The sequence below is a fragment of the Lunatibacter salilacus genome (assembly GCF_009797935.1).
Taxonomy (GTDB): domain Bacteria; phylum Bacteroidota; class Bacteroidia; order Cytophagales; family Cyclobacteriaceae; genus Lunatibacter; species Lunatibacter salilacus.
This window is the reverse complement of record NZ_VOLC01000002.1, coordinates 463,723-477,179: the sequence shown is the minus strand read 5'-3', so window position 1 is coordinate 477,179 and position 13,457 is coordinate 463,723. Positions and strand designations below refer to the sequence as shown.

10 protein-coding genes are annotated in these 13,457 nt (G+C 44.7%); 2 read left to right on the top strand and 8 right to left on the bottom strand.

The window, feature by feature from the left end; translation table 11 throughout:
- Positions 1–508: 508 nt before the first annotated feature.
- The 6 genes from FQ608_RS04655 to FQ608_RS04630 all read right to left on the bottom strand — a co-directional run bounded on the left by FQ608_RS04655 (position 509) and on the right by FQ608_RS04630 (position 7,829).
- Entirely contained in the window at positions 509–1,990 is a 1,482-nt protein-coding gene (locus FQ608_RS04655) for a M28 family peptidase (protein WP_158856623.1), read from the bottom strand.
- A 67-nt stretch (positions 1,991–2,057) separates the two neighbouring features.
- Positions 2,058–2,780 carry a pseudouridine synthase gene (locus FQ608_RS04650; protein WP_158856622.1) on the bottom strand — a complete coding sequence of 241 codons (723 nt, stop codon included), beginning with the start codon at positions 2,778–2,780 and terminating at the stop codon, positions 2,058–2,060.
- A gap of 3 nt (positions 2,781–2,783) precedes the next feature.
- Complete coding sequence (mnmA, locus tag FQ608_RS04645; RefSeq protein WP_158856621.1) at positions 2,784–3,992, bottom strand: tRNA 2-thiouridine(34) synthase MnmA; 1,209 nt, start codon at positions 3,990–3,992, stop codon at positions 2,784–2,786.
- 122 nt (positions 3,993–4,114) lie between these two features.
- Positions 4,115–5,260: a lactonase family protein gene (locus FQ608_RS04640; RefSeq protein WP_158856620.1), complete on the bottom strand. Its 1,146-nt coding sequence runs from the start codon at positions 5,258–5,260 to the stop codon at positions 4,115–4,117.
- 112 nt (positions 5,261–5,372) lie between these two features.
- Positions 5,373–6,233 carry a bile acid:sodium symporter family protein gene (locus tag FQ608_RS04635; RefSeq protein ID WP_158856619.1) on the bottom strand — a complete coding sequence of 287 codons (861 nt, stop codon included), beginning with the start codon at positions 6,231–6,233 and terminating at the stop codon, positions 5,373–5,375.
- 42 nt (positions 6,234–6,275) lie between these two features.
- Positions 6,276–7,829: a hypothetical protein gene (locus tag FQ608_RS04630; protein ID WP_158856618.1), complete on the bottom strand. Its 1,554-nt coding sequence runs from the start codon at positions 7,827–7,829 to the stop codon at positions 6,276–6,278.
- A 304-nt stretch (positions 7,830–8,133) separates the two neighbouring features.
- Between FQ608_RS04630 and FQ608_RS04625 the strand changes: the two genes are divergently transcribed.
- Positions 8,134–9,396: a hypothetical protein gene (locus FQ608_RS04625; protein WP_158856617.1), complete on the top strand. Its 1,263-nt coding sequence runs from the start codon at positions 8,134–8,136 to the stop codon at positions 9,394–9,396.
- Here the strand turns inward: FQ608_RS04625 and FQ608_RS04620 are convergent.
- Positions 9,380–10,666: an acetylxylan esterase gene (locus FQ608_RS04620; RefSeq protein ID WP_158856616.1), complete on the bottom strand. Its 1,287-nt coding sequence runs from the start codon at positions 10,664–10,666 to the stop codon at positions 9,380–9,382. The genes FQ608_RS04625 and FQ608_RS04620 overlap by 17 nt on opposite strands.
- Positions 10,667–10,762: 96 nt before the next feature.
- Positions 10,763–11,587 carry a zinc transporter ZupT gene (zupT, locus tag FQ608_RS04615; RefSeq protein WP_158856615.1) on the bottom strand — a complete coding sequence of 275 codons (825 nt, stop codon included), beginning with the start codon at positions 11,585–11,587 and terminating at the stop codon, positions 10,763–10,765.
- Between the two features lie 380 nt (positions 11,588–11,967).
- On the opposite strand from zupT, the gene FQ608_RS04610 reads away from it, so the two are divergent.
- Entirely contained in the window at positions 11,968–13,431 is a 1,464-nt protein-coding gene (locus FQ608_RS04610; RefSeq protein WP_158856614.1) for a mandelate racemase/muconate lactonizing enzyme family protein, read from the top strand.
- Positions 13,432–13,457 lie beyond the last annotated feature (26 nt).

Sequence of the window (13,457 nt, the reverse complement as noted above, 5' to 3'; positions counted from 1 at the left end):
AATTCACTTATATTAACCTTCAAATAATTTTTTCTTCAGAGTCAGTTTTTGAATAGAACCACAGGAGGACACGGAGGATTTTTAAAAAAAAAACTTTGTGCCCTTAGAACCTTCTCCGTGCCCTTCGTGGTCATTTTTTAAACACATAGTTCAACATTAGTTCACAAAGAGATTTTCGATGTCCTCAGCGGCCTCTGCGCCTCCTTTGCGTTCTTTGCGGTAAAAATGAGAACTACAGAAAGGACACACAAGGTTTTATAAAAAAAACTTTGTGCCCTTAGAGCCTTCTCCGTGCCCTTCGTGGTCATTTTTTAAACACATAGTTCAACATTAGTTCACAAAGAGATTTTCGATGTCCTCAGCGGCCTCTGCGCCTCCTTTGCGTTCTTTGCGGTAAAAATGAGAACTACAGTAAGGACACACAAAGTTTTAAAAAAAAACTTTGTGCCCTTAGTGCCTTCTTAGTGTCGTGGTCTTTTTTGCAAGAACTAAATTGATTATTCCCACGCTATTCCAATCCATACAAGGCCTTCCCAGCCTCCTCGTATTTATCCCCGGAAACCCAAGTGGGTTGCTTCGGTTCGTTTGCGATCTTTTGGGCGGATAGGAGGTATGATTTCCAATACACCATGGCATAGTCCAAATCGAAATTATCCACATGATCGGATGGCTGATGGTAATACTTGGAGATGGTTTCATCAAATGCCGTAAATCCCAAGCTAAACGTTGGCGCCGGAATACCCTGACGGGCAAAATTCACATTGTCGGAACGATCATAAAGGCCTTGTTCAGGAGACGGATCAGATATTGCCTCGATGCCAAATTCCTTCGCAGCCGCTTCAATATGATGGTCTGCCGAAGTCCTTCCCAGCCCAATCACCGTTACTATAGTAGTATCGTTGTATCCTCCGTTGTCGATATTCAAGTTATAAATGATCTTATTTAATGGAATAAGGGGATTGGCGGCAAAATAGCCGGAACCCAACAATCCCTTTTCCTCCGCCGTCCATGCGCACAGGAGAATAGAACGCTTGGGTGGGTTTGCGGCAAAAAACTTGGCTGCATTGATAATGGCCACGGTGCCTACCGCATTATCACGTGCACCATTGTAAATTGAATCTCCTTCCGCATTGGGCTGTCCCACTCCGATATGGTCATAATGGGCTGATAACATGACATACTGGTCTTTGAGCGCAGGATCCGTACCTTCAATATAAGCAACCACATTTTTTCCGGGGATTTTTCGGTTTATTTTCCCGGTGACGGTAAGCGTCGCTTTTAGGGTATTTTCAGAAATTTCTTTTATGATTTCACCGGATAGATCTTTTACCCACATGTATGTGATATTTTCGCCAGATTCCGGATCGGCATCAATGGTCAGGGTGGGTTTGTTCAGGTAATTGGCGAGAAGTCCCCAAGGAGTGGTTGGCACGTTATACATTTCGATGATACCTATGGCGCCTTTGGATTTGGCTAGCGCCAATTTCTGGCGGCCTGCCGCAAAAAGATCCGCAGGTGAAAGCCGGTCAGGCTGGCCTACGCGGACTACCACAAACTTTCCATTTACGTCTTTCCCATCATAATCGGCTTCCAGGCCATATCCCGCAATTACCAAGTCGTAGGTCCCTGATACATCAGGTCCGTCCAATACAAGCATTTCGCCCCCGTGAAGTAAGGTTTGGTCTCCTACCTTCATTTCTCCTGTCACGGGAGGAGCGGAGAGTCGGAAGGGTACGGTCTGAAAGAATCCGTTAGCTCCGGGAATCTGCTTGGCACCAAAGCGTTCAAACTGTTCGGCAATGTATCTTGCGGCGATATCTATCTCAGGGCGGATGGGATCCCTTCCCATTAGCTCGTCCGAAGCTAAAAAACTAAAATGGGACACCGCTTCTTTCTTCTCGATTAGGCGGTCTATGGCTTCTTTCTGGGCAAAAACAGTGGATGAATAAGCGGCAAATAGCAGGCAGAACAACGCAATATATTTCTTCATTCGATCTTTTTTTTGCCCAAAGATAGGGAATTATCCCAAATGAAAATACTGCAGAGAGGTTCCGCAATTACCCGTTAATTTCCTCCAAAACGGTTTTCCATCCTAACGAAGTAATTATGTTTTCCAATTGCGGTGAAACCTCCGCTTTAATATAAATATCCTCCCCGGTGTATGGTTGGGTAAATTGAAGGACCCATGCATGAAGCAAAAGGTGGTTGGATTGAAAATGGTGGCGGAAAAAATTATTCTGTTTGTTGTCTCCATGGGTGGAATCCCCAATGATATAATGCCGCAGGTGGGCAAAATGCCGCCGTATTTGATGCATCCTGCCCGTGTGCGGAAATACCTTTACCAGGCTGTACCTGCTGCTGGCATATTTAGGGGAGGAGGTATATGGGATTTCAACCTCCGCTAGGCGCCAGTACTCGGAGCTGGCGTTTTGTAATTCTTTGTTCAAGTCCTTGGAAAGTGGCTGATTAATGATTCCCCGGGCTTCTGGAAGAAAGCCCCTGACTACAGCGAGGTAATATTTCTTTATCTCATGATTGGCAAAATCCGGTTGTAGCCTGGAAGCTGCCTCGGATGATTTGGCGAAAAGCAAAACCCCTGATGTAGGACGGTCTATCCTGTGGAGTGGGTAAACCTTTTTCCCGATCTGATCACGCAAGATAATCATTGCAAAAAGGGCTTCCGGATCCTTTTCAAGTGGCGTTCGGTGCACTAGCATTCCTGCGGGTTTGTTTACAGCTATATACTGCTCGTCTTCATATAAAATAGAAAGTTCAGGCATGGATCAAAAAATGGTCCCTGAACCTATGGCTTCAGTCCCGTCATACCAAGCCACAAACTGACCAGAAGCAACTCCCCGCTGTGCTTGGTCAAAAATTACATACAACCCATTTTCCTTTTGTATCAAAGTAGCATCTGTCAATGGTTGCCGGTATCGGATACGTGCTTGATAGCGGGCTTCTTCTCCCACGGCAAGCATCCTATCGGTGCGAATCCAATGAATATCGTCTGTAGGTACAAACAACCCATACCGAAGCAAACCCGGATGATCCTCTCCCAAACCTGTATAAATAACGTTTTCCTTGGTATCCGTAGCAATTACGAATAGCGGCTTTCCCGTACCGCCTACCTGCAACCCTTTTCGTTGACCAATGGTAAAATAGTGGGCGCCATTATGCTCCGCAATTTTTTTTCCCAAATCCGGTGAATAGGTCAACGGCATGCATATGTTATCCAGTGCTTCTTGGTCTTCGGATAAATCTGGACCAACAGGAACCAGCCTATTGGAATAAATCGCGGCGTCTTCTGAAACAGTAATGATGTCCCCCTTTTTTGGGAGAAGTTGTTGCTGAAGAAAATCCGGCAGTCGAACCTTACCAATAAAGCACAGTCCCTGACTGTCTTTTTTATCCGCTGTGACTAGTTCCTGCTCCTTGGCGATTTGCCTTACCTCTGATTTTTGAAGATGCCCTATGGGGAAGAGCGCTTTCGACAACTGATATTGGTTGAGTTGACACAGAAAATAGCTTTGGTCTTTATTTGGATCCGCCCCGGCAATTAGCTGGTAGATAGGTTCCTTTTCGGTTGGGATGATTCCTTTTTGGCAATAATGTCCAGTTGCCACAAAATCAGCCTTTAACTTTTCAGCGGCTTTTAGGAAAATATCAAACTTGATTTCTCTATTGCAAAGGATATCTGGATTGGGTGTTCTGCCGGCTTTGTATTCGGCAAACATATAATCTACAATTCTTTCGCGGTAGTCTTCGCTCAAGTCAATCGCCTGAAATGGAATGCCCAGCTTTTCGGCCACTAGCATCGCATCGGTGCTGTCTTCCATCCAAGGGCATTCGTTGGATATGGTAACAGATTCATCGTGCCAGTTTTTCATAAACATACCGATCACCTCATAGCCCTCCTGTAGCAACAAGAAGGCTGCCACCGAACTGTCCACCCCGCCGGACAAGCCGACTACTACGCGTTTCTTTTTTTCCATCTTCCCCTCAGGTTTGTGATCATGATCTACTGGATAGATTGGGGTAACATTTTTTCTAACGGAATTGGTTCTTTCAAAGGACCGAAAACCTCCAAATTATCTATTGGGGAAAAATGAATAAATCAGTTGAGAAACAGCTGTTCCACGCAAACCGCTCTTGGGATATGTATGCTGGTGCCTGAAGGTTCAATTTTCCCATTCAGCGGTTGGTGATTGAATATTACCACATTATCACTTTCCATATTAGCAACATAGATAAAATCCCCCAGAGCATCGACCTTGAAGTTTCTAGGATGTGCCCCTCCGGAGGGTTCGTGGCCAACGGGCTGCAGCATTCCGGTGACGCCATTGATTCTGTAAATGGCTAAATTATCCTGACCGCGGTTACTGGCATATAGCCACCTGCCATCCACAGAAATATGGATATCCGCAGCCGAGTTTTTTTCAGACTGTACGGCGTCGCTCAACATATCGACTCTTCCCTTTGGCTTCAGTCTGCCATTGCGCTGATTTACTTCATAGATCGCTACGGTGTTAGAGAGCTCCTCTACTGAGTAGGCAAAGGGAATTTCGCGGTGAAGTGTTAGGTGGCGTGGTCCCGCTCCAGGTTCGCTTCGCACAAAGGCTCTGGCAGCTGGACTTAAGTTGCCAGTGTTCCGGTCTACCTTATAAGTCATGATTTTGTCTATCCCCAGATCTGAAGCATAAACAAAATTTCCATCCAGGGAGGGGATCATGGAATGCATGTGGGGGGCGGCCTGTCGTTCCGGTACAGAACCACTGCCTTCGTGCTGGATAAATGATGTTGCCGGATGGAGCCCCCCATCTTCCCTAACTTTGTAACTGGCCAAATTGCCACCCTGGTAATTGGATACAAAAACGACCTCGCCGGTAGGGTCGACACTTATATGGCAAGGGCTGGCTCCTGCGGAGGACACTTCATTGATTTTGCTAAGTTCTCCTGTGCGGGAATCGATGCGGTAGGAAATGATGGTTCCGTTTTTGTCTTCAGGATTTTCTCCCTCCCGATAAGCGGCATAGAGAAACTGTTTGCTTGGATGAACGGTTAGAAAGGTGGGGTTTTTCTTGTCGTGTACGGTTTGAATTTCTTCGAAAGACATGAAATTGCGGTCAAACTCCAAGACATAAATGCCCTTACTCCCCGCTTCGGAATAAGTGCCTACATACCAAATTTCTTTATCTGCTTGTTGGGCCATTAGTGTACTTGACGTGATGAATAATAGGATGAGAAAGTGAAATCGATGCATGATAAGTGGATAATGTGACGTACTCGAAAGTGAAATATAGGTATTGAAATCCTATGATCAAACTTTTTGTATACAAGAACCTGCGCAACATGCCAATTCATACTAATGGGGATCATCCATGCCGATTTCTTTTTGAAAGAAAAATAACCACAGCGGCTGTTAAAAACATCAACAGACTGTATATGGCGATGGGTATAGTCATTTCGGAGTTTTTCAGCAGGGTAGCCGCTATCATGATCCCAAGGGTTCCATTTTGAATCCCAGATTCTATGGCTATGGATATTTGTTGGGCTCTTGGCAAGAAAAAAGCCTTAGCCAAATAATAACCGATCAGCAGCGTAAGTATATTCAGAAGCAGGGTGACTGGGCCTGCTTCGGCAAAGAAATCCGGAAGGGATTCCCTTTCCTTCAAGATGGCTGCCAGAATGATAAGGATGAAGAAAATGGCTGACGCCATGCGTACGGGTTTGTCTGCTTTTAAGGAGAGTATAGGGAATCTATTTTTGAGAAACATCCCTATGGAAACAGGGATAATGGTTACTCCCATAATCTGCACTATAGTTTGTCCAATTGGAAGGGTTATGCTACCTTCTTCTCCGAAAAATTGGATGGAATAATTGACGATAAGTGGAATGGTGGCAACAGTAATGACAGAACTGACGGCTGTCAGGCTAATGGAAAGTGCGGTGTCTCCCCTGGAAAGATGGGTGATAAGGTTGGATGTGGGGCCACCGGGGCAAGCAGCCAAAATCATAAGGCCAACAGCCATAGTGCCGCTTAGTCCAAAAAATTGGATCAAAGTAAATCCGATTACTGGTAGTAGTATAATTTGGGTAAATAGGCCCAAAATAATGGCCTTGGGGTATACTACGATATTTTTGAAATCTTTCAGGGTAAGCGTTAACCCCATCCCAAGCATGATAAAAGCGAGTGCTAAAGGTAAAAAAACGGAGGTTAGAATACTGTCTTGCATGGTTGTTTTGGGTAAGGTGGTAAAAGGTCAATTAATAGTCGTTTATTTTAATTCATCCAACAGTTCCATAACCGACCTGTGAATGGTCGGGGCTGTTTCAGGCCCCAGAGAATTGATCTCTCCATAGGGAGCACTTTCTCTGCCATAGGTGTAGGGTGGTTTTTCATCCCATTGGCTTTTTGGGACAATATACCCAATCATATCATTGGACATTCCGCTGAAAAACCGGATCCTCCCGGGCATTTGGCTACGAATGGAAGGGACTTCCACCGGCTCAATGCCGTAGTCTCCTCCTTCTGGAGACTCCACCCCTCCATTAAGAATCTCCGGGTATAATTCTCCAGGTACATGCACAAAGGATGCTGGCCCGATGGTCCAAGCGGACACCTCTGATCGAATATGTCCCCAACGGATGAAACCCCGGTCGAATATTCCAATCCATGCCGCAAGTCGAAAAAGATTGTTTGCCATCGCCAATTCAACAGTCTTTGCCCTTAGGTTAATTCCTGCCTCACGTGTCTCAAGCATACCCTGCTGCATGGTCTCAAAGGTGATTTTTGCGAGCGCCAAGCCCTGGGCCTTGATTTTCCCGTCGTTTGCCGTGTCAAAAAATTCTCCGGTATAAGGATGGATGATGGGGATGTTGGGTCTGGTAGTCATAAGTCCTCCCAATGCGCCATTCATAAAAATGGCCACCCCGCCTAATCCCTGATGTACCATCGAATCACTCTGATAAATCCCGTTTTCCATATATTCCCTCCAGTAGTGGGGAAAATCAGAGCTTATTAAGGTATTGCCGGACCAGAGTGTTTCGGGATGATTGCCCCAGTTTAGTATAGTCCCTTTAGTTTGATTACCTGATAGGGACATTACCTGCATCACCCGTATCCCTTCATCAAGCACCTGTGGATCCCGGGTGTCACCCACCAAAGGAAGGGCGTCCATTTCATTTATCGCAAATTTAAAATAGGACGGCTCCAAGTCCTTCTGTGCGGCTTCCAATGATGAAATTATGCCTTGGATGACCTGTTCCCTGTATTCCTCGTTGATACCACTAGTATATGGATTGGGACCCCACAGCCCCATCAGATCGGGAGAGGAATGTACATGGGTACTGGAAATGATTAGGTAGTGGAGGTTTAATTTTTCCTGAATCCGTTTTCTGACGGAAACGACATCGTCATGACCGAATCCGATCATATCTATGACACACATGCCAAGACGAGTTTGCCCATCATCCAAGATCATAGTTCTAGCCCATAGGGGATCATTTACGCCACTTGCAGGCTTGTTTTGAGAAAAGCCAGCAAGCCAAATGGGATCAAATTTCCCGTTTCCGTTTAGATCGTCAAAGGTATCTCCTTCCTTCGGTTTGTACCGGGCATTCCCAGAGACATCTGTCCAGGTGTCAAAATGTGCAGGTGTGATATCTGTTTTTCCAAACCCCGCTTGGACTGTTCCTTTGGAGGTTGCTTTTATGTTTAAATCTAGGGAATATTCCGGGTGTCTATCCTCAAATTGATGCCACGTGTATATAACTCCTACCAAAAAAAGTATGACTAGTAGTAGTATGGATAACTTCAGAAATTTTTTCATGAGAAGGCTTTAGAAAAATACAAGATAAATGGAAAAAGGACTACTTTGTCAGCGTCAATATAAAAAAAATTAATTTAGTGGTCCGGTATTAATCCACAAAGGGAAATACGAGTTTAATTACGGTAAGCATCAGCAGTTACACGTTACCAGACTTCGATGTTATATGATTGTTGGAACTGTTAAAATAAAATCCTATCATGTAACCTGAAACTTTCCTCATTTCAAAATCTGCTGAAATTCCAAAGCTGATTGTGAGTGTTTGATTAGTTATGCCCTTTTTCCCTGCCATGAACCCAAAAAAGTGATGAAAAGAAGACATTTTATCAAGACAACAGCCGGAGTTGGAATTTCGTGTTTAGTATTCCCATATTGGGCCAAGGGATTTACAAACTTTGTTCCGGTGGCAATAACTGAAGGCCCAAATCCGCATTGGTTTGGCTACTATGACAAGCACCAGATTGACCCCACCGGCAGGTATGCCTTGGGCTGCCGCCTGTCATTTGAAGGACGGACTCCCAATCCGGATGATAGTTTAAGCATTGGTTTGATAGACTTGGAAAGCGGATTTGCCTGGAAAACCTTGGGTAAATCACATGCATGGGGCTGGCAGCAATCCTGTATGCTGCAATGGATCCCCGGATCCTCAGAGGAGGTAATATGGAACGACCGCGAAGAAGAAAAGCATATTTCCAGGGTTTTTAATATCAGGACTGGAGAACAAAGGATATTACCCAATCCAATTTATGCCCTAGCACCCAACGGTAAATATGCGATTGGAACGGCCTTTAACCGGATACAGGGGCTTAGGCCGGGATATGGTTATGTAGGGATTCCAGACCCCTATCAAGATGTAAAAGCTCCTGATCAGCTGGGCCTTTACAAAATGGACCTGCACACCGGAGACACAAGCATGTTGCTTACGATCAATCAATTGGCCAACATCCCCCATTTGGGTGAAGATGTTTCCGATAATTGGCATTGGTTCAATCACCTGCTAGTCAGTCCGGACAGTGAGCGGATACTTTTTTTACACCGTTGGAGGCCGGAAATCTTGGAAACACAAGTGATGGCGCGTACGGGCTTTGTGACACGCATGATTACAGCGGATCAGGATGGAGGCAACTTATATGTTGCCGATCCTTCAGGGTTCTCTTCGCATTTTGTATGGCGGGACCCTACCCACATATTTGTTTGGACCAAACCGACTGGCAAACAAAACGGATTTTGGCTGTTGGAGGATCAGACAGAAAATATGTCCCTGATTGGGGAGGAGGCCATGACGGGCAATGGACACAATACCTATGTGCCCCATACCAATAACGAATGGGTGCTCAATGATACCTATCCAAATAAGGACCGGGTAATTACGTTATACCTCTACCACATTCCTTCCAAGAAGCAGGTTATCCTCGGGAAGTTTAATTCTCCCGAGGAATACTATGGGGAGTGGCGCTGTGACTTGCATCCCAGATGTGACCAGCAAGGGCAGCGCGTATTCTTTGACTCTACCCATGAGGGTATGCGGCAAATGTATTTTCTTGATATTCAGTCTATTGTGGGGACTTGATGCCCAGCTTTTCAAACATCCATTGATCGCCCTCGCTGCTTTGCTCCGGATAAGTCCAATGGGCTGCATCCTTGTACAGGGAAATATACTTGCTGCCTGGGATAACGTTGATGGCCGCATAGATGGAAGTAGGAGGGCATACGTTATCGTTAAACCCGAAAGAGTACATTCCGGGTACCTTCACACTTCTTGCGAAATTCACTACATCAAAATAGGCTGAGGTAGCTATTTTTTCTGGTTGGTTGGTGAAGTTGTTTTTAAACAGGTGTGGCCATCCACCTGCCCTACCATGAAGGTAACCAGTAAGGTCTGAAAGTGCGGGATAATAGCTTACCACATATTTAATACGCTCATCCAAGCCTGCGGTTACAATTGATAGGGCTCCTCCCTGACTGCCTCCCATGACTCCTATGTTTTCACCGTCAAAGTTATCTATGGAATAAATGAAATCTACAGCCCTAACACACCCTACATATACCCGCTTGTAATAATAGCGGTCTTTGTCTTCCATATTATTGGTGTTGTAATTGGCCAATGCACCGGCAGCAAGGTTCTGGTAGAGGGGTGAGTCATACAAGTTCACGGGGATACCGTGAATTCCAATCTGTAGAGTGATTACATCCCGGTTTGTATTTCGTTCATTATAGGGTCGGATGCCAGCACCTGGAACTACCAAAATAGCCGGATATTTGCCGGATTTCTTGGGCTTGGTAAGAATGCCATAGACATGGCCTGTTATATTTCTGAATGATACATGATAGACCTCGGAATGGAAAGTAGACTTCTCAGGCATAAGTGTCAGTATCGGTTCGAGGGGAATGCGTGAGGCCTCCTCCAAATTTTTATTCCAAAAACCCATAAAGTCAGCCGGCAGCTCTGCGGTCGGTTTAATCTGCTCCGGTGCTATTGCTGCTGTTCCTGAATTTTGGTAAGTAACACCATTTTCCGTATATGTCACGTGACAACGCATGAATCCAGGTTGATTCATACTACCAGCCCTTAGCTTGGTATTACCTTTTACTAAAGTGACAGAATCCGCCTGCACTGGATCCATCATTTCGGGTCCGTAGCTGTAGAAGACCGCTGCATTGGGCACAAGTTGACCAAATTTATAGATAGCTATATCAAAGGTAATTTCCTCATTGAGGCCATAGCTCATGTCCGATTTGGAGGGACTGACCATGATTCTAATATACTGCCCTTGCTGCGATTGGGCGTATACAACCTGATACAAAATAAGAATGCTGAATAGTAAAATTACCTGTTTCATAGTGTTTTTTTTTTTTGGGAGAGTCAGGATTATTGTTGGTTGAGGAATTGGATTTTGTTACATAAGGTATAGACTGAGCCTGCGGAATGGGTTAAGCTATCCTAGGAGTACCAAGCTGATTCCCATAATGGACATCCCTGTAATTATGCCCCAGCTTGTCAGTTTTTTGAATCCCATATCCATAGCGGAAGGGATGAGCTCGAAGAAAGCCACATATACCATTACGCTGGAAACTAAGATGGTGACAAAAACTAAGTATTCCTGCTCTACTTGTCGGAAGAAAACAAAATAGGCAATCGCAGCCCCAAATGGCTCCGACAACCCTGAAAGCAAGGTGATTGTAAAAGCCTTGGTTTTATTCTTTGTAGCCCGGTATATCGGAATGGCGACAGCTAGTCCCTCGGGGATATTGTGAATTGCTATGGCTACTGCAATTCCAATGCCCAGCCGAATGTCCTGCATGGAGGTAAGGAAAGTTATCAATCCTTCCGGTAAATTATGAATAGCAAGCGCAACGGCAGTCACCACCCCAGTGCGGTAGAGTTTCTTTTTCTTTTTTATTTCTTCCGTCCCCAGGGGTTGTATTTCAGGTTTGCTTTGGAATATCCCAATATCCTCCATGGCCATGCCTATTAGTTTACTAATAAGGCCTGAAGCCAACAGACCACCCAGAAAAAGCAACGCAAATTTGGTGTAAGCCATGTCGGCTTCGTTGGATGTTTTCAGATCATCCAACGAACCCACGATTAATTCCACAAAGGAAATGTAAATCATAGCCCCTGCGGAAAGTCCCAAGCTAAACGCCAAAAATTTTTCCTTCTGGGCGTACTTGATAAAAGCCACTAGCCCACCTATACCTGTTGAAAGTCCTGCTAACGTTGTTAGTAAGAATGCAAAAAGCACTTGGTTGTTATAGTCCATACCGTATCAGAAATTCAGGATGGTGTGATCTGACAGCCTGGGAACCATTGACGCTGATAGAGAGATAAATTCAACATCCATATATACACTCTTTAATAAAAAACTCGGTTAAGATGGATTTTAATTTTTGTGTAATATTATCACTTTTTTTCTTCCAATTCAATAAAATTAAATGGGTTTTATGTCTGATTTTAAAATGAATGAGTTGATTTCACCGACTGATCGAAAGTTGTCTTTCGTATTTTATGTTTGAGTCCGTAAAAGGGCCGTAATTAGCCTAAACAAAAATTTATTTTAAAGAATACTATTTCTATATTAGATTAGCAATTAATCTGAAATAAGTTTTAATTGAAACGAAATGATATTAAAATAACAAACCTATGAAAAAAAACATCAGTCATCTACAACAGCCCAAGGAACCAACAAATGAAATCAAAACCGGGAACCATCAAATCCACGCTGAAACATCTGGAAACGGAAACCCAAGAAGGGATTTTCTGCAAAAAATGACCTTGGGCGGGTTAAGCTTAGGCGGGTTGATGACACTTCCAATTGAAGACACCCTCGCCCATACCACTTCTAAGGTAAATCGGCTTTCCAATCCCTCCGAGCTAAAAATTACGGATATGCGTATTGCCCAATATGGCAACGTTCCTCTGTTGAAAATATATACCAATCAAGGGATTTATGGCCTGGGAGATGTAAGAGATGGTGCGGATAAACGCTACGCGCTAATGTTGAAAAGTCGGATTTTGGGAGAGAATCCTTGTAATGTAGAGAAGATTTTCAAAAGAATTGAGCAGTTTGGCGGTCACGGCCGACAAGGTGGGGGTGTTTCTGGAGTGGAAATGGCCCTTTGGGACTTAGCGGGCAAAGCCTATGGAGTACCCCTTTATATGCTGTTGGGCGGTAAGTTTAGGGATAAAGTCCGCATCTATGTAGATACCCCCACTGTAACTGACCCGGACCTTTTTGCCGAGAAAATGAAAGAACGGGTTGACCAGGGATTTACTATGCTGAAAATGGATATCGGCATTGGGCTGATAAAGGACATAGATGATACATTAACCAACAAAGAGCCTTGGATGCCGCTGCGTGGCTGGACCGATCAGGACGTAATGAGCCATACCCAAACTCGGCATCAATTTACCAATATACAGATTACTCAGAAAGGCCTCGAGCGAATGGTGGAATTTGCAGCCAAAGCCAGAGCAAAAGTAGGGTATGAAATACCGTTGGCGATTGACCATTTCGGCCATATGGGCTATAATGAAATGATAAAGCTTGCCCGCGCCTTCGAACCGTACAACATCGCATGGTTGGAGGATCTGATTCCTTGGCAGAATACCGAACAATGGAAGCGGATCACAGAATCCATCACCACCCCCACACTGACCGGAGAAGATACCTATCACAAAAGGAACTTCAAAGACCTGATTGAAAACAGGGCGGTAGATATTGTCCATCCTGATCCGGGAAGCGCGGGAGGTTACCTGCAGACGAAAAAAATCGGGGACTATGCGGAAGAATTTGAAATAGGAATGGCGGTTCACCATGCGGCTTCCCCAGTTACTTTTATGGGAACGGTACATGCCATTGCTGCTACGTATAATTTTATTGGCTTGGAGCACCATTCGGTAGATAATCCATGGTGGGAAGATCTGATTACCGGTCTGGACAAGCCATTGGTGAAGGACGGCTATGTGACTGTCCCTGAGAAACCGGGAATTGGAGTGGAACTTAACGAAGAAGAGGTGAAACGCAGACTTAGGCCCGGAGAAGAGTTTTTCGCACCCACCGAAGAATGGAACGAGGTAAAATCTTGGGACCGTACTTGGAGTTAATTATAATCTTAAATGCGCAAACCTTC

Bases quoted from the DNA above. Each gene is read 5' to 3' on its own strand.
- FQ608_RS04655 (WP_158856623.1), bottom strand. From the start codon at position 1,990: ATGAAGAAATATATTGCGTTGTTCTGCCTGCTATTTGCCGCTTATTCA.
- FQ608_RS04650 (WP_158856622.1), bottom strand. From the start codon at position 2,780: ATGCCTGAACTTTCTATTTTATATGAAGACGAGCAGTATATAGCTGTA.
- mnmA (WP_158856621.1), bottom strand. From the start codon at position 3,992: ATGGAAAAAAAGAAACGCGTAGTAGTCGGCTTGTCCGGCGGGGTGGAC.
- FQ608_RS04640 (WP_158856620.1), bottom strand. From the start codon at position 5,260: ATGCATCGATTTCACTTTCTCATCCTATTATTCATCACGTCAAGTACA.
- FQ608_RS04635 (WP_158856619.1), bottom strand. From the start codon at position 6,233: ATGCAAGACAGTATTCTAACCTCCGTTTTTTTACCTTTAGCACTCGCT.
- FQ608_RS04630 (WP_158856618.1), bottom strand. From the start codon at position 7,829: ATGAAAAAATTTCTGAAGTTATCCATACTACTACTAGTCATACTTTTT.
- FQ608_RS04625 (WP_158856617.1), top strand. From the start codon at position 8,134: ATGAAAAGAAGACATTTTATCAAGACAACAGCCGGAGTTGGAATTTCG.
- FQ608_RS04620 (WP_158856616.1), bottom strand. From the start codon at position 10,666: ATGAAACAGGTAATTTTACTATTCAGCATTCTTATTTTGTATCAGGTT.
- zupT (WP_158856615.1), bottom strand. From the start codon at position 11,587: ATGGACTATAACAACCAAGTGCTTTTTGCATTCTTACTAACAACGTTA.
- FQ608_RS04610 (WP_158856614.1), top strand. From the start codon at position 11,968: ATGAAAAAAAACATCAGTCATCTACAACAGCCCAAGGAACCAACAAAT.